Genomic DNA, 16144 nt, shown 5'->3' with positions numbered 1-16144 from the left:
ACCGGGGCGTCGACGACCATCGGACGCTACTGGCTGTCACCGGAGATACTCAGTCGGGCGTCCGTCCCGCGTCTCCGGACGTTCCGGTGTCGTTCGCGGTCGTGACCGCGTAGATGCCGGCGGCCATGACGACGCCGCCGACGGCGAACCCGAGGCCGAGGGTCTCCTGGAGGAAGAGCGCGCCGAGGGCGGCGCCGACGACGGGTTGGGCGAAGAAGTAGACGGCGACGGTGCCGGTGTCGACGTACTCGACGCCCTTGTACCACGCGTACCAGGCGACGGCGGTCGCGGCGACCCCGAGGTAGAGGACCGCGCCGACGGTGCCCGCGGTGACCGGGATGCTCGCGAGGGCGGTGTCGGTGACCGCGAGTTCGACGGCGGCGGCGGTCGCGAGCAGTGGCGTCGCGAGGAGCGACGAGTACGTCGCGGTCTCGAGCGCGGAGTACTCGCGGACGAGTCGCTTCCCCCAGACGGTGTAGGCGGCCCAGCCGACGCTCGCCAGGACGAGGAGCGCGATTCCGGACGCCGCTCCGGCGCCGACGGCGTCGAGTTCGTACCTGCTTGCGAGGACGAGCCCCGTGCCGGCGAGCGCGAGGCCCATGCCGCCCGTCTTCCGACGCGTCAGGCGTTCGTCGAGGACGAGCACGCCGAGCGCGAGCGTCGCGACCGGCGTGAGGACGGTGACGAGCGACCCTTCGCTCGCCGTCGTCAGGTCCGTGCCGACGAACTGCGTGACGAGCGTCACGGACACCCAGACCGCGAGCACCGCGAACCCGCGCCAGTCTCGCCGCGAGAACTCGCGGGCCGGATAGGCGAGCGCGACCGCGGCGAGGAGCGTCGCGGTGCCCACGGCGACGCGGAGTGCGGCGAGCGTCACCGGTGGAATCGCGTCGAACCCCCACTTCGAGACGACGTACATGCCGCCCCAGAGCGCGCTCGCCGCCAGCGGCAGGAGCGCGAACGGCGACGAACGCGTCGAGTCGCGGAGCGTGGAGGGCACGGTCACGTATTCTGGAACGGCCGCGTGCTTGAAGATACGGGAGACCGCGAGGGGTCGACGGTCGCGTTCGAGGGAACGGGAGGGTCGAAAGTGTATATTCATGCTGCCAATACTTGCCAGAGTCCGACCATGGTCGCCCGGGTTGTCACGCCGTCACAGACTTATCCACTGAGCATGTACGATACGAGGATGAGTCAAGCGGCGAACGCCGGGACGCGGCTCACGCTCTCGCTCTGGCATCCGAACTGTTGGGCCATCGAGGCCACCGAACAGGTAGACGGTGGCGTCCTCGCGCACGCTATCTACAACACGCCGATGACGGCGCCAGAATCGGTGAACGGGCTGTTCACCGCCTTCGGCGACACCCAGGAGGAGGTCGACACGCTCCTCGAGACGATTCGGGAGTCCGAGCACTCGGGAGAACTGCTCGAACTCCAGGAGCGCTTCGGTCGCGCCCGGGACGCCCCGGGGAACGTCGTCCGCGAGTTCTTCCTCGAGTACGACCCCGCGGACATGGTGTGTCCGACGCTCCTCGAACACGGGTTCGTCCACAGCGCCCCCGTCCGCATCGAGGACGGTGGCGAGGAGTGGCAGGTGTGCTTCACCGGCGAACGCGAGGACATCGAGGAGGCACTCGACGGCGTCCGCGAGGACGCCGGCGCGGAGGTCAGCGTCGCCGCCATCACCGGCCCGGACAGCGGGAGTCCGCGCAGCGAGCGCGAACGCCGCCTGGACTCGCTCACGCCCACGCAGCGCAAGGTGTTCGAGCACGCTCGCGAGGCCGGCTACTACCAGTGGCCGCGGGGCTGCTCGACGCGCGACCTCGCCGACGACCTCGACGTCTCGAAGACGACGCTCCTCGAACACCTCCGGAAGGCCGAATCGAAGCTGCTCGACCCCCAGGACCTCTGAGTCGGGGTCCTCGCTGCAGTCGTTCCATTCTCACCAGACGACCGGCCCGAACGCCCGGGGCACGAGGACGCTCGTCGACGCCACCGTCAGGAAGGTCCATCCGATGCCGCGAATCCAGACCTGGAAGAACCGCTCCGCCGCCACGCTCGTGGTCGCGTCCCCCGCAGCCGCTAGCTCGTCGACGTCCGGATACATCCCGCCGTAGCCGACCAGGAAGAACAGGCCGATGCCAAGGGACGCGGTCGCCATGAGGACGTCGCTAGGCGCGAACTCGCTCGACACCGGCGTGAGCCAGAACGCCGCGTGCGTGAGGAGTGCGAGGAGGAGGTAGAGTCCGAAGACGGCAGCGACGGCGCCGTACCGCGAGTCGAACGGCGAGCGCAGGAACGACCAGTCGACGCCGCGACCGTACCGCCAGAACAGGCCGGCCGTCCAGCACAGCAGGAGCGCCAAATCCGCGAGCACGGCGACGGCGAGCGGCGAGACGAGCGCGACCATCACTCCTTGCCTATCAGGCCACGATGAAGTTCGTTCGGGTCCGTCGGTCAGCGGCGACTGCAGGAATCGCGTCGCGCGACGACGTCGTACCGCGGGAGCCGCGAGTCGTAGCGTCGGAGCGCGCGCCGGTAGGCTTCGGTGAGCGCTGCGGCCTCGCGAGCGGCACCGGGCGAGTCGAACCGCAGGCCAGCGGCGGGAACGGGTCGGATACCGGTGTCCACGGTAGCGACGACGAACGCGCCATCGGGAGCGGCGAGCGCTTCCACGCGGCGACGCAGCGAGCACAGCGACGGCGAGCCCGGCGACGAGTTGGCGGTCGCAGCCATCTCACTCCCCCACGCCGTCGACGGCGTCGTCGGGCTCGTCGACGTCGAGCGCGGCGTGCGGCGAGATGTGCGGGCCCGTCGGACTCCCGTGGTCGACGGTCGCGTCGACGTGGAAGACGTCCGCGAGAAGTTCCTCGGTGACGACGTCGTCCGGCGGCCCCCAGTCGTAGAGCTCGCCGTCGTGCATCGCGACGAGGTTGTCGGCGAACCGCGCCGCCTGCCCGACGTCGTGCAGGATGACGCCAACCGTGACTCCCTCCTCGCGGTTCAGCGTCTGCACGACGTCCATCACGCGCAGCTGGTGATGGAGGTCGAGGTGGTTCGTCGGCTCGTCGAGCAGGAGCACGTCCGTCTCCTGTGCGAGCACCATCGCGATCCACGCGAGTTGCTTCTGGCCGCCGCTGAGGTTCCGGAGCGCCGCGTCCCGGAGATGCGAGACGCCAGCGAGGTCGATCGCGCGGTCCACGGCCGCGTAATCCTCGTCCGTGACGGACTCGAAGAACCCGCGATGCGGATACCGGCCGTGCAGCACGAGCTCCTCGACCGACAGCCCCTCCGGTGACTCGTTCTCCTGGGAGAGCAACCCGAGTCGGCGGGCGAGCGCCTTCGAGTCCATCGTCGCGACCGCCTCGCCGTCGACGAGCACCCGGCCGCTCTCGGGCGCCAGCTGGTCCGCCATCGCCTTCAGGAGCGTCGACTTCCCGCTCCCGTTCGGGCCGACGAGCGCCGTCACCTCGCCCGCCGGCAGGAGCACGTGCTCGGCCTCGACGACCGGCTCGTCGGTCGTCGGATAGCCGATGGCGAGGTCCTCGCCGACGAGGTCGATGCCCGCCGGCACCTCGTCCGTGGCGTCGCTCGACGCCGCCTCGGCCGCACCGTCGGCGCCGCCAGACGCCCCGTCGGTCGCGTCCTCGGCTCCGTCGCGGGTCGCTGCGTCCTCGCTGCCCTCGGGCGTCGTTCGATGTCCCGACATCAGACCTCACCCAGCCGTTCCTGTTTCCGCATCAGGTAGAGGAAGTACGGCCCCCCGACGAGGCCGGTGACGATACCTACCGGTATCTGCACCGGGCTGAGCGCGAGTCGCGCGCCGACGTCCGCCGCGACCATGAGCGCCGGCCCGGCGAACGCGCACCCGATGACGAGTCGCTTGTACTCGCTTCCGACGACGTTCCGGACCGCGTGCGGGACGATGAGTCCGACGAACCCGACGATGCCCGCGACCGCGATGCTCGCCGCCGCCGCGAGCACCGCGACGCCGGAGAGCGCGAACCGGACCTTCTCCACGTTCATCCCGAGGGAGTTCGCGGTGCGCTCGCCGAGCAGGAGGACGTTCAGCTGGCGCGCGCCGACGAATGCCCCGCCGAGCGCGACGATCGTCCACGGGAGCGCCATCCGCACCTGCTCCCAGTCCGTGCCCGTGAGCGACCCCGTCGTCCACGCGATCGCGGACTGGACGACGCCGATGTCGTCAGCGAAGAAGAACAACGCCGTCTGGAACGACTGGAAGATGGTGCCGACGATGACGCCGGCGAGCACGAGCCGCACGGGACTCGTGCCGTTCTTCCACGCGATCGCGTACACGACGAGGAACGCCAGCGCACCGCCGGCGGCCGCGATCAGCGGGAGGACGGTCGACAGCCCGGAGAACACGACGAGCGTGAGGAGGATGGCGAGTCCGGCACCCGAGGAGACGCCGAGGATGAACGGGCTCGCGAGCTCGTTGCGCGTGACCGCCTGGAAGATCGCGCCCGAGACCGCGAGGTTCGCGCCGACGACGACCGCGACGAGCACGCGCGGCATCCGGATGTTCCAGACGATGAGGCTCTGCTTGCTCATCTCCGGGAGGTCCGCCGGCACGACGAGCGAGTCCCACGCGAGCGGGTTCAGGAGCGCCGACGTGTCGAGGCTCCCACCGAGCAGGAACACCTCCCACGCACGCAGGTCGAACAGCACGCCCGGGTCGAACACGGCCTTCCACGCCTCCACGAGCGTCATCGAGAACGCTCCGAAACTCACCTGCAGGAGCCCACCGAGGACGACGACGGCGGTGCTCGCGGCGCACAGCGACAGGAGCGAGCCGTCGAGCCACGAGAGGTAACCCGTCCCGTCTCCCGTTCGCTCGCCACTGGTCCGCGTCTCGCTCGCCACGACTACTCACCACCCTCCGTGAACGCGGTCCCGTCCGTGACCGGCTCGCTCCCGGGGTCGTCCACGCTCGCTCGCCGCCGGATCGTCTCGTCGTCCACCGCGTCGAGAACCGCATCGGTACCCGCGGCCTCGACGAGCCGGTCGACGTCGATCGCTTCGACGACTCGGTCCACGCCGACCACGTCGACGAACGTCGCGAGCCCGTCGGCCGCGCGCTCGGTCGCCTCGGATTCGTCGACGCAGGTCTCGAACGCCTCCTCGACGTAGCCGTCGCGGAGGTCGGCGACGGCGTCGTCGTCGTCGAGGTCGTGGTCGTCCGCGAGCTCGTTCTCGAACCACTCCCGCCACCGGTCGCGCTCGGCCCACTCGCCGGTGAACTCGCTCGCCCGCCGGAGCCAGTCGTACTCGGGCGCGACGCCGCCGGTGAGGCCGCGGTCGCGACGCCGGTCCTCGATGAGCGCTCGTGCGACGTACGCGCCGTTCCCCGCCGCGACGATGGCCTGCGCGCTCCGTGCCGCCGACGGCGACGCGACGTACAGCCCGTCGATGGGCGTCCGGCCGTCGTCGTCCGCGTACGCCGGGTCGAAACGCTCCTCGGCCTCGCCGTGGTGCTCGTGCTCGACGAACAGCTCGCCGTCGGCGTCCGCCGAGAGCGGCCGCAGGTACGAGCCGTCGTACCACGCGGCCGCGACGACGTCGGTCGCCAGGACGGTCGTTCCCTCCTGCGTTCGAACGCGGAAGCGAGCGTCGTCACAGCCCTCAACGCGTCCGCCATCCACATCGCCCGCACCGTCGTCCGCGTCGCCGTCCGCATCGTCACCGGCGCCGCGCTCAGCGTCGTCTTCGGGGAGTGGCTCGACCGCGTCGACGAGCTCCTCGACGCGGCGCGCGCCCATCTCGGCGACGTGCGCGTGCATGAGGTCGTGGAAGACGTCGACGTCGACGCCGCCGGGGAACCCGAGGTAGTTCTCGAGGTACGCGCACCGCCGGAGCGCCGAGCTCCCGCGGTCGAAGACGACCGTCTCCAGCCCGTACCGTGCCGCGAACACCGCCGCGGCCGACCCGGCTGGACCGCCGCCGACGACGACCACGTCCGCAGCGTCCGTCCCATCGCCCGTCGTTCCGGTGGCGTCCGAAGCCGCGCCGGGGGTCGAGTCCGTCATGGTCAGAGCTTGGACTGCAGTTGTCTGGTGACGAGCTCGTCGTCGAGGAGCGACTCGGGCCCGGAGAGATGGACGAGCGGGGCGTTCTCGACGCGCAGCCACTCGTCTCGTCGGTCGCCGGTCACGGTGACGGTCTGACGAGCGCGCGGGACGCCGTTCCCGCGCCGCTCGTCCGTGGACTCGCGAACGGTCGCGAGCTCCACCGCGTCCGTCCGGCGCTCGCAGACGACGAGGTCGTACGCGGGGAGGTCCGGGTCGACGTCCCGCATCGCTGCACGATACCGCGCCGCCGCGTCGGCCGCGCGCTCCGCGGCCTCGTACGTCTCGAACGCGACCGACGACACCGGGTCGGGGCTGACGCCCGTCTCCTTCCCGGCGACGGCGAACGTGCCGCCGTCGGTCGCGAGGTCGGCGATCGTCTCGCGAGCCATCCGGACCGTCGCGCCCGCGTCGACGGTGGCCGTTCCGCCGCCGGCGCCATCGGTCGCGTCACCGCCGTCGGCGTCGTCGGTGTCGTCGGTCGCGGCCATCTCGGACGTCCTCCGCGACGATGTCGGTGACGCGGTCGCGGTCGAAGAGTTGTCTCCGTCGCTCATACGATTTAGGCCAACCTAAACAAATAAATGGCTTTCGATTTTTAGACCGGCCTAAACCTTCGGAGCGCTCGACGCACGGGCAGAACGTCGAATCGGCAGCGGCGACCACGGTGCGACGATGCGACCGGCGTCGGTTCGACAATCGGTCGGCCGCCCAAGCGCCGGTAGCACCGAACGCCGTCGACCGCAAGCACACCGAACGCCGTCGACAACCAGTATCGTGGTTCGACGCGAGGGGCGGCGAGAACACGCCGGGGAGTGACGTCCGAAGCCGTCGTTCAGCGGTCGGTCGCTGGGGAAACCCGAGTCAGTCCCGTAGCGGCACTGCGTCCGACGGAGTCCCGGAGTGCGTCGAGCGTGGAGCAGAGAGACGTGGGACGCGGTCCGGGGCGTCTCCGTCAGTCCAGTACCGGTTCGCTGACCGCCTTCGTCTCGACGGCGCCGTTCCCGCCGACCGTGACGCGATGGTCGCAGTACTCGAACGCGAGGGTGGCGTCGTCCGCCGCCGAGTCGACGAACGCGACGACAGCGTCCGGGTCGATCGTGTCGAGGAGCGGGGGGAGTTCCGTGTGCGACTGACCTGTCGCGTCCGCGACCGCCGTGACGATGTCGTGAATCGGGTTCATACCCAACAGCAAGATTCCGGGCTACTTAGAGACTGCAACTTTGAACTGTTAACCGGTTTTCACAGAGTGAGAATTCGGAGACGGCGGTACCACCGGGTGGCAGTTCCCCTCCGGTCGAATCCCTCAACAGCTATCCGCTGGCATTACCCACACGTCACGTCAGCACGGCACGTGCCGCGAACAGGAGGTTCTCCTTGCGCTCGCGCACCCGCCGGTAGAAGTACTGCATCCACTTGCTCCCGTACGGCACGTACTGGTAGACGTCGACGCCCTCTGCAGCGAGGTCGCGCTGTGCGTCCTCCCGCACGCCCATCAGCATCTGGATCTCGTACGGCGTCCCGTGCTCCTCGTGGAGGTCGCGAGCGTGCTCTATCATCGCCGGGTCGTGACTCCCGACAGCGACGCCGTCCTCGAAGTGCTCGAACGCGTACGCGATGAGCTCCCGGTAGGACTCGTCGACGCGAGCCTTGTCCGTGTACGCGACCGACTTCGGCTCGTCGTACGCGCCCTTCACGAGCCGGACCTTCCCCGGGAGCCCCGCGAGCCGTTCCAGGTCGTCGCTCGTGCGCTTGAGGTTCGCCTGGATGCAGACGCCGACGTTCCCGTCAGTTTCGAGCGCGTGCCGTTCGAACGCGTCGAGCGTGACGTCCGTCGTCTCGTGGTCCTCCATGTCGATCCAGACGAAGACGCCGCGTTCGGTGGCGGCCTCGACGATCCGCGCGAGGTTCTCCTCGAACACCTCGTCGCGGATACCCAACCCGATCTGACTGGGTTTCACCGAGACGCAACCGTCGACGTCGCTCGCTGCGAGGTCCTTCGCGAGCGAGATGTAGGCGTCAGCGTCCGCGTCGGCGGGCTCGCGGTCGTGATAGTGCTCGCCGAGGAGGTTCAGGATGACGGAGACGTCGTCACGGTTCGTCTCGGCCGCGTGGTCGAGTGCGGTCGCGGGCGTCTTCCCCGCGACGAAGTTACTCGCAATCGGCGGGATCATGCACGAACACGATGGCCGTGTCGAGGTATAGGGGTACCCGACCAGCCGTTTCAAGCCGGAGGCTTCAGTAAATAACGTTCACGGGCGTTTACCGCCGTCCTCCGGCGATTTTCGCGAGATTCCGACCATGGTCGGGCGGTACTATAGGCCTATAGTTCATAATTGAATCTGCATACCGCTATGGCACCTGATGACAAGCGCGGAAAGGTTCGCAGAGACGTACTGAAGGGCGTGGGCGTCGGCAGTATCGGACTGCTCGCCGGCTGTGTCACCTCGACAGAAGAGACCGAGACCGAAGGCGACGGGGGAGACGGCGGCGGCGATGGCGGCGACGGCGACGACGGTGGCGACGGTGGCGACGGCGGGAGCATGGGCCCGTACCAGATCGGGATGGTCGACTCCGTCACCGGGTCGCTGTCCGCGTTCGGGCAGCGCAACCAGCGCGGGAAGGACCTCGCGCTCGCCGACGTCAACGCCGAAGGTATCGGCGGCCGCGACCTCGAGATAATCGTCGAGGACTCCCAGTCCCAGAGTCAGGCGGGCGTCTCCGCCGCACAGAAGCTCGTGAACCAGGACGAGGTCCCGTTCGTCGTCGGCGCCGTCGGCTCCGGCGTCTCGCTGGCGATCTACCAGTCCGTCATCCAGAACACGGACGTCGTCCAGCTCAGTCAGAACTCCACGAGTCCCGCACTCAGCGACTTCTCGGGCCTCCTCCGGATGAGTCCGACCGGTCGCGTGCAGTCCGGCGCGCTCGCGGACATCATGGCCGACGACGGCCACGACTCGGTCGCGATCACGTGGATCAACAACGACTACGGCCAGGGCATCACGGACGCGTTCACCGAGGCGTGGGACGGCGACGTCGCGTACAACCAGAGCCACGACCAGGGACAGTCGTCGTACTCCAGCGTCGTCTCCGGGATGGCGAACTCCGGCGCGGACGCCTGGCTGTTCATCACGTACCAGCCGGAGTTCACGACGATGGCGCAGGAAGCGTACTCGAGCGGGTACGAGGCGCAGTTCTACGGCGCCGACTCCGTGAAAGGCCCCGAAGTCCTGAACAACACGCCCGAAGGCAGCCTCAGCGGCATGAAGGTCGTCGCGCCGAGCGCCGCCATCGACCAGGACAACTACCAGCAGTTCGCCTCGCGGTTCGAGGACGAACACGGGAGCGCGCCGACGGCGTGGTCCGCGTACGCGTACGACTGCATCATCACGGCAGCGCTCGCCATCCACACCGCGAGCGACTTCTCGCCGAGCGCACTCCAGGACACCGTTCGCGACGTGACGCGCCCAGAAGGCGAACAGGTCTCGACGTACGCGGAAGCGGTGGAGGTCCTCGGCGAGGACGGCTCCGCGTCCGACATCGACTACCAGGGCGTGTCCGGCCCCATCGACTTCGACGAGAACGGGGACCCCGCCGGGTTCCTCCAGATATTCACCGTCGAGGACCACGAGTACGTCACGACGGGCACCATCTCCTCGGAGTAACACCCCTCCGACAATGTCCGTTCTCGAATACGCTGCGAACGGGTTGGTGTTCAGTAGCATCATCGTCCTCGCGAGCATCGGGCTCTCGCTCGTGTACAGCATCGCGAACTTCGCGAACTTCGCGCACGGCGACACGATGACCGTCGGCGCGTACGCGACCCTCGTCACGTTCGGCGCCGTCGGCACGCTCGGCGGCGTCGTCCTCGGCATCCCCTACGGGTTCTTTGTCGCGTTACTCGTCGGGGTCGTCGTCGCGGCGCTCGTCGCGGTCGTCACGCACAAGGTGATCTACGAGCCGATAGACCTGGACTCCATCGGACTCCTCATCACGAGCATCGGGGTGGCGTTCGTCTACCGGGCGACGATACGGCTCGGGTTCGGCGCGGACTTCACCGAGTTCGGCATCCAGGTCCTGCGCCCCATCGAGTGGCTCATCCCGTACGGCGTCCGCGTGACGCTGCACGACGTCGCCATCGTCGGGTCCGCGGTCGTGCTCGTCGCCGGCCTGCACACGCTCCTGCAGTACACCGACCTCGGCCGGAAGATGCGCGCGACCGCCGACAACCCGGACCTGGCGCGCGTCTCCGGTATCCGCACGAACCGCATCGAGATCTGGACCTGGATCATCGGCGCCGGGCTCGCCGGCGCCGGCGGCGGCTTCCTCGGGTTGTTCAACCAGCTGTCGCCCCGGATGGGGTTCGACATCCTGCTCGTCGTGTTCGCCGCGGTCATCCTCGGCGGCATCGGCTCCGTCTACGGCGCGATGCTCGGCGGGTTCCTCATCGGGATGATCAACCAGATGACGCCGCTGCTCTCTGACGTCGGCATCCCCATCGGTATCGAGTACGCGAACGCCGTCGCGTTCGTCATCATGGTCGTCGTGCTCCTCGCACGTCCCACGGGCATCGTGGGGGAGGCCGCGTCATGACCGAACGCGCGACCTTCCTCGGCGACCCACGCGGGTACGTCGGGGAGATGACGGCCGCCGAGAAGGGCGTCGCCGGCTTCGTGCTCGTCCTCATGGCGCTGCTGTTCTACGGGCTCGTCACCGGCGGGCTCGGCCCCGCGTACTTCATGTACCTGCTCGGGCTCGTCGGGATGTACATCCTCCTGAGCTTCGGGCTGAACGTCCAGTGGGGGTACACGGGCCTCATCAACTTCTCCGTCGCGGCGTTCTTCGGTCTCGGCGCGTACGGGACCGCGCTCCTGACCGCGGACTCCTCGCCGATCGCCGGCGGGTTCAACCCGCTGATCGGGCTCGTGCTCGGCCTCGTGCTCGCGGCAGTCCTCGCGGTCATCATCGGGATTCCGACGCTACGGCTGCGCACGGACTACCTCGCGATCGCGAGCCTCGGCCTGGCGGAGGTCGTCCGCCTCCTCATGCTGAACGAACGCTGGTTGACGAACGGGAGCGCCGGACTCCGCGGCATCCCCGGGTTCTTCGAGGGCTGGCCGGTCCTCGCGACGTTCCCGGAGACGATGCCGGGGCTCCGCTTCCAGGAGTTCCAAGTCGGCGTCCCCGGTATCTGGACGACGAATGTCCTCGGATTCACGCTCGGGCAGTCGTTCTGGCAGGCGCTCCTGAACGTCGTCGTCGTCGCGGTGTTCGTCGGCGTCGTCTACCTGCTCCTGCGGCACGTCCACCAGAGCCCGTGGGGGCGCGTCCTCCGGACCATCCGGAGCGACGACGACCTCGCGGAGGCGCTCGGGAAGGACACGTACGCGTTCAAGATGCAGTCGTTCGTGCTCGGGAGCGTCATCATGGCGCTCGCCGGCGTGTTCTACGCGCACCTGAACCTGTTCGTGAGTCCCGGCGACCTCCAACCCATCAACACGTTCTACGTCTGGATCGCGGTCATCCTCGGCGGGAGCGGGTCGAACCGCGGTGCGATGTTCGGCGGGTTCGTCATCATCGCCATCCAGGAGGGGACGCGCTTCCTCGGTGGAGCACTCCCCGACACGTTCCCGGTGGACTTGCCATCGCTCTTGAGCGTCGTCGAGTCCACGTACGCGACCATCGTCGGGAACTTCGCGAGCACGCGACTGCTCGCGGTCGGCGTCATCATCATCCTCGTGATGCGCTGGCGGCCGGAGGGCGTCCTGCCGCCCCAGCGCGAACTCATCTGGCCGAGCGCGCTCGCCGACGCGGACGTCCCGGGTCGCAAGGCCGCTCGCCAGGCGAAGGTCACGGACAACAACAACGAGACCGGGTCGGTTCACGACCCCGATTCGCTCGACGACGCGACCGAGGACGCGACCGACGAGGCAGGCGGGGACGCGCCACCGTCCGGCGACGACGTGCAGGCGAACGGCGGGTCGCCCGACCGGGACGCGACGGCCGGCGATGCCGCCGACGGTCCAGCGGACGACACCGCGTCGAACGGAGGTGGTCGCGATGAGTGAAGGACAGACGGCGGAACGACTCCGCGACGGCCCGAACATGGAGAAGGAGGACGTCGTCCTCGAGGTCGACACCCTCCGGAAGACGTTCGGCGGCCTCGTCGCGACCGACAACGCGTCCTTCCAGGTGGAACGCGGGACCATCACGGGCCTCATCGGGCCGAACGGCGCCGGGAAGTCGACGCTGTTCAACCTCATCACGGGGTTCTACGAGCAGGACTCCGGGAACGTCCGCGTCAACGGCGCGGACGTCACGAACGCCGAACCGCACGAGGTCGCCGACCACGGCCTCATCCGGACGTTCCAGACCCCGCGGAAGCTCGAAGGGATGACCGTCCGGGAGGCGATGCTTGTCGGCCCGCAAGCGCAGGACGGCGAGTCGTTCATCTCGCTGTTCACGAACCCCCGCGGCGTCCACGAGCAGGAGAAACAGAACCTCGAGGACGCCCAGCGCATCCTCGAGGAGTTCGAGATCGGGCATCTGGCGACGCAGGCCGCGACCGACCTCTCCGGCGGCCAGATGAAGCTCGTCGAGCTCGCTCGCGCGATGCTCGCCGAACCCGAGGTGCTCCTGCTCGACGAACCGGTCGCGGGCGTCAACCCGACGCTCGCGAACAAGCTCCGCGAGCAGATCGCGCGCCTGAACGAGGAGGGCGTGACGTTCTGCATCATCGAACACGACATGGACTTCATCATGAACCTCGCAGACCCCATCATCGTCCTCGACCAGGGGAGCGTCCTCGTCGAGGGGACGCCCGACGCCGTCCGGAACGACGACCGCGTCATCGACGCGTACCTCGGAGGGGCCGACCAATGACTGTCGCAGCGTTGCGTTGCGGAGGGCCGGGCGAATGAGCGCGAGCACTGGCGTCATCGAGCGCGACGCCGACGAGGACGTCGTCCTCTCGGTCGAGAACGTCGACTCGGGGTACGGCGACGTCCAGGTGCTCGACGACCTGTCGATGACGCTCGCACAGGACGAGATCGCGTGCCTCGTCGGGCCGAACGGCGCCGGGAAGTCGACGGTCCTGAAGACCGTCTTCGGGATGTTGACGCCGTGGGAAGGCCACGTGCGGTACCACGGTGACGACATCGGCGGGATGGCGCCCGAGGACATCGTCCGCACCGGCATCGGGTACGTCCCGCAGACCGAGAACGTGTTCGGGAACCTCACCATCGAGGAGAACCTCCGCATGGGCGGTGTCGCGCGGAGCGACGACCTCGACCCCGTCATCGACGAGCTCTACGACCGGTTCCCGCTGCTCACCGAGAAGCAGTCCGCGAAGGCGCGGACGCTCTCGGGCGGGCAGCGGCAGGTGCTCGCGTTCGCGCGAGCGCTCGTGATGGAGCCGGACGTGCTCCTCATCGACGAGCCGTCGGCGGGACTGGCGCCGAACACCGCGGACGAGGTGTTCGCGGACGTCCAGGCCGTGAACGAGCTCGGCACCGCCATCCTGATGGTCGAGCAGAACGCCCGGAAGGGCCTCGCCATCAGCGACAAGGGCTTCGTGCTCGACCAGGGTACCGTCGCGTACGCCGACGACGCCGACGGTCTGCTCGACAACCCCGAGGTGTCGCGGCTCTACCTCGGCGGCTGAGTCGCTCACACGCGCTCGTTTTGGGTCTTCTTTCCTCGAACCGGTCGAGTCCTCGGGCGTCTCGAAGCGCCTGGGATCAGGCCTCTGGCGTCTCGAACCGTTCGAGCGTCAGGTCCGTCGTGTCGAGCTCGTAGTAGCTGCGCCAGGCGGCGTCGAGGCCGACGACGCGCGTGTCGCGGTACGTCATCTCCAGGTGCTCGTGGTGGTGTCCGACGAGACAGAGGTCGGGGTCGAGCGCGTCGAGGATATCGTCCACCTGATCGCAGCCGGGGTCGTAGTGCTCGTACTGGAGGAGGCCGTTCGGCGCCTCGTGCGAGAGGAGGACGTCGACGTCCTCGAGGCGTTTCGCCGCCTCGACGTCCTCGTGGACGAAGTGCCGGCGGCGGTCGCCGTGGAGGTGCGCTCGCGGTTTGTCGTACTGCGTCGGCGCGAAGTTCCCGGAGACCCCCGCGAACCGGACGCCTTCGAGGTCGACGGTCGTGCTATGGAGGAGGTTCGCGTTCTCGACCGCCGGTGGTCGGTCGCCCGCGCGGAGCGCCTCGATGACGTCCAGGTCCTCGTTGTTCCCCGCGATGAACCACGTCGGCACGGGGAGGTCGTAGTGCATGAGGTCGCCGAGCTGGAGCGCCGTCGTCGCGTCCGAAGCATCGTACGCGGAGCGGAGCGCTCGTCGCCGGTCCGGTTCCACCGCGTGTGCGTCGCCGAGGACGAGCATCTGGTAGAGAACACCGTTCGGTCCCCTTTAGCGTTGATATGTCGCGGGAAGCGCTCCACGACCGGTGGCTCGACCGTCAGTGCCCGCAACGGTATAGCTAAGCGGCCGCGAACCGTACCTATCGCAGTTATGCCACCCGAACAGCCCGAAGACCACGGGACCGGACGATGGGAGCCGGTCTCCGCCGAGAACTTCGGCGCCGCCCTCGGTGACCCGAGTCGTCGAAACGTCCTCTTCCACCTCAAACGCCATCGAACAGCCTCGTTCGACGACCTCGTCGACGTGGTCGTCGCGACGGTCCCGTCGCGAACCGCCGCGGACGCCGACGAGGGACGGGCCGCCGTCGCGAGCGCGCTCTTTCACCTCCACCTCCCGAAGCTCGAACTCCTCGGCGTCGTCGACTGGAACGGCGACAGGAACGACGTGGTGCTGCGTGCGGACCCCGACCGGCTCGCGGAATGGCTCGAACTGTCCTTCGCGGAGTCAGTCCACGGCGCGACCGGAACGAACGACGTCGCGGTGCTCGGCGATACCGACGGAATCGAGGTGCTGTTCGTCGACGACTACGCACCGCTCCTCGAGGTCATCGTCGACCAGTTCGCGGCCGAGCACGACGACATCTCGGTGACGACCGCGTCGAACCCCGAGAGTGCGCTCGATGCGCTCGAATCCACCGTGTTCGATTGCATCGTCAGCGACTACGACATGCCGGGGTCGAGCGGGCTCGACTTCCTGAAGGCGATCCGTCGCGTCGACGAGACCGTGCCGTTCGTCATCTACACCGGGAAGGGAACCGAGAAGACGCGTATCGAGGCGGAGGACCACGGCGTGACCGCGTACCTCCAGAAGCGCGGTGGCGCAGCGCAGTTCGACCTGCTCGCGGACCGCATCCGACAGGTCGTCGCGGAGTACCGGAACGGGACGTATCCCGCGAGCTGACAGCTCGCGTCAGGCGTCGTCGTAGCCGTCGGCGCCGGTCGCGCGGAGGTACTCCTCGAGGAGGACGGGGAACTGGCCGCCGCGGACGTACCGGAGCCCGAACTCGTCCGCCCACGAGATGATGCCGCGGTCCTCCGTGACGACGCCCGCGTTCAGTTCGCGAGCGAGCACGAGGAGGTCGAAGTCCTCGCGGGAATCCAGGACGCCCTTCCGGAGCGCTCGCCGGTACTTGTCCCGCATCGACGAGAGGATGTGGTCGACCTCCGTCATGTAGTCGCCGTCCTCGCCGGTCCGGTTCGCCGTTATCGCCTCCGGGTCGAGCTGCTCGACCTCGCGGAGCGCCTCCTCGCTCACGCGGAGTCCGCGGTCGACGCGGTCGCTCATCTCGTCGATGAAGTCGTACACGATGTTCGCTGGAATCGTCACCCCGTAGCGGTCGGGGGACTTCCGCACGACCCACGTGTCGAGTCGCTCGAACACCTCGTCGCTCACGTCGCGGTCGCGGAGCATCGCCGCGAGCTCGTCGTGGATCGACGGCGGCATGTGACACGAGATGTTGAGTTCGAGGCGCGCCGTCGCCACCAGGTCGAGGAGGCGGAGGATGGCGTCCTCCATCGACTCGTCCTCGCGCCGAATCGCTTCCGTGATGAACAGCGAGGTGTCGAGGACGAACTGCTGGCGCGGCAATTCTCCGGACATACGTGGACGTAGGTGGTCGGAGAGTAAATGGTTCGTGGCGAT

Annotated in this window: 18 protein-coding genes; 7 read left to right on the top strand and 11 right to left on the bottom strand. The window is 68.5% G+C overall.

All coding sequences use genetic code 11. The features are described from left to right. Positions 1 to 49: 49 nt before the first annotated feature. Entirely contained in the window at positions 50 to 1006 is a 957-nt protein-coding gene (locus SM754_RS10320; protein WP_323676144.1) for a DMT family transporter, read from the bottom strand. Positions 1007 to 1189: 183 nt separating this feature from the next. Here SM754_RS10320 and SM754_RS10315 point away from each other — a divergent pair, with 183 nt between their 5' ends. Further along, complete coding sequence (locus SM754_RS10315) at positions 1190 to 1912, top strand: helix-turn-helix domain-containing protein (protein ID WP_323676143.1); 723 nt, start codon at positions 1190 to 1192, stop codon at positions 1910 to 1912. 30 nt (positions 1913 to 1942) lie between these two features. Here the strand turns inward: SM754_RS10315 and SM754_RS10310 are convergent, their stop codons facing one another. The 8 genes from SM754_RS10310 to SM754_RS10275 form a co-directional block, all read right to left on the bottom strand. Continuing rightward, entirely contained in the window at positions 1943 to 2410 is a 468-nt protein-coding gene (locus SM754_RS10310; RefSeq protein WP_323676142.1) for a hypothetical protein, read from the bottom strand. Positions 2411 to 2457: 47 nt separating this feature from the next. Continuing rightward, on the bottom strand, positions 2458 to 2736 hold the full coding sequence (locus SM754_RS10305; RefSeq protein WP_323676141.1) for a DUF7552 domain-containing protein: 279 nt from the start codon (positions 2734 to 2736) through the stop codon (positions 2458 to 2460). Between the two features lies 1 nt (position 2737). Next, positions 2738 to 3709, bottom strand: a complete 972-nt coding sequence (locus SM754_RS10300) for an ABC transporter ATP-binding protein (protein ID WP_323676140.1) — start codon at positions 3707 to 3709, stop codon at positions 2738 to 2740. Continuing rightward, complete coding sequence (locus tag SM754_RS10295) at positions 3709 to 4884, bottom strand: FecCD family ABC transporter permease (RefSeq protein ID WP_323676139.1); 1176 nt, start codon at positions 4882 to 4884, stop codon at positions 3709 to 3711. Before SM754_RS10295 ends, SM754_RS10300 begins: the two co-directional genes overlap by 1 nt. A gap of 2 nt (positions 4885 to 4886) precedes the next feature. Further along, entirely contained in the window at positions 4887 to 6047 is a 1161-nt protein-coding gene (locus SM754_RS10290; RefSeq protein WP_323676138.1) for an FAD-dependent oxidoreductase, read from the bottom strand. A 2-nt stretch (positions 6048 to 6049) separates the two neighbouring features. Further along, the gene (locus tag SM754_RS10285; RefSeq protein WP_323676137.1) at positions 6050 to 6643 is read right to left on the bottom strand and encodes a DUF7552 domain-containing protein; all 594 of its coding nucleotides are present in this window, start codon (positions 6641 to 6643) and stop codon (positions 6050 to 6052) included. Between the two features lie 398 nt (positions 6644 to 7041). After that, the gene (locus tag SM754_RS10280) at positions 7042 to 7269 is read right to left on the bottom strand and encodes a HalOD1 output domain-containing protein (protein WP_323676136.1); all 228 of its coding nucleotides are present in this window, start codon (positions 7267 to 7269) and stop codon (positions 7042 to 7044) included. Between the two features lie 154 nt (positions 7270 to 7423). Beyond that, positions 7424 to 8260, bottom strand: coding sequence for a proline dehydrogenase family protein (locus SM754_RS10275; protein WP_323676135.1), 837 nt, complete (start codon positions 8258 to 8260; stop codon positions 7424 to 7426). A gap of 180 nt (positions 8261 to 8440) precedes the next feature. Between SM754_RS10275 and SM754_RS10270 the strand changes: the two genes are divergently transcribed. Genes SM754_RS10270 through SM754_RS10250 form a run of 5 tightly spaced genes read left to right on the top strand, consistent with a single transcriptional unit; the run spans position 8441 to position 13749 of the window. Next, a complete protein-coding gene (locus SM754_RS10270; protein WP_323676134.1) occupies positions 8441 to 9751 on the top strand; it encodes an ABC transporter substrate-binding protein in 1311 nt (436 codons plus the stop codon). Between the two features lie 13 nt (positions 9752 to 9764). Beyond that, positions 9765 to 10679 (top strand): branched-chain amino acid ABC transporter permease, encoded by a 915-nt coding sequence (locus SM754_RS10265; protein ID WP_323676133.1) that lies wholly within the window; start codon positions 9765 to 9767, stop codon positions 10677 to 10679. After that, entirely contained in the window at positions 10676 to 12154 is a 1479-nt protein-coding gene (locus SM754_RS10260) for a branched-chain amino acid ABC transporter permease (protein ID WP_323676132.1), read from the top strand. Before SM754_RS10265 ends, SM754_RS10260 begins: the two co-directional genes overlap by 4 nt. Beyond that, positions 12147 to 12968 carry an ABC transporter ATP-binding protein gene (locus tag SM754_RS10255; RefSeq protein ID WP_323676131.1) on the top strand — a complete coding sequence of 274 codons (822 nt, stop codon included), beginning with the start codon at positions 12147 to 12149 and terminating at the stop codon, positions 12966 to 12968. Before SM754_RS10260 ends, SM754_RS10255 begins: the two co-directional genes overlap by 8 nt. 34 nt (positions 12969 to 13002) lie before the next feature. After that, positions 13003 to 13749: an ABC transporter ATP-binding protein gene (locus SM754_RS10250; RefSeq protein WP_323676130.1), complete on the top strand. Its 747-nt coding sequence runs from the start codon at positions 13003 to 13005 to the stop codon at positions 13747 to 13749. A gap of 76 nt (positions 13750 to 13825) precedes the next feature. Here the strand turns inward: SM754_RS10250 and SM754_RS10245 are convergent, their stop codons facing one another. Beyond that, on the bottom strand, positions 13826 to 14464 hold the full coding sequence (locus tag SM754_RS10245) for a metallophosphoesterase family protein (protein WP_323676129.1): 639 nt from the start codon (positions 14462 to 14464) through the stop codon (positions 13826 to 13828). A gap of 129 nt (positions 14465 to 14593) precedes the next feature. Here SM754_RS10245 and SM754_RS10240 point away from each other — a divergent pair, with 129 nt between their 5' ends. Then, the gene (locus SM754_RS10240; protein WP_323676128.1) at positions 14594 to 15403 is read left to right on the top strand and encodes a response regulator; all 810 of its coding nucleotides are present in this window, start codon (positions 14594 to 14596) and stop codon (positions 15401 to 15403) included. Positions 15404 to 15412: 9 nt separating this feature from the next. Here SM754_RS10240 and SM754_RS10235 read toward each other — a convergent pair whose 3' ends face one another. Next, positions 15413 to 16102, bottom strand: coding sequence for an RNA ligase partner protein (locus SM754_RS10235; RefSeq protein WP_323676127.1), 690 nt, complete (start codon positions 16100 to 16102; stop codon positions 15413 to 15415). Between the last annotated feature and the right edge of the window lie 42 nt (positions 16103 to 16144).

It is taken from the genome of Halorubellus amylolyticus (assembly GCF_034808145.1).
Taxonomy (GTDB): domain Archaea; phylum Halobacteriota; class Halobacteria; order Halobacteriales; family Natrialbaceae; genus Halorubellus.
This window is presented reverse-complemented; position numbering and strand designations above follow the sequence as displayed.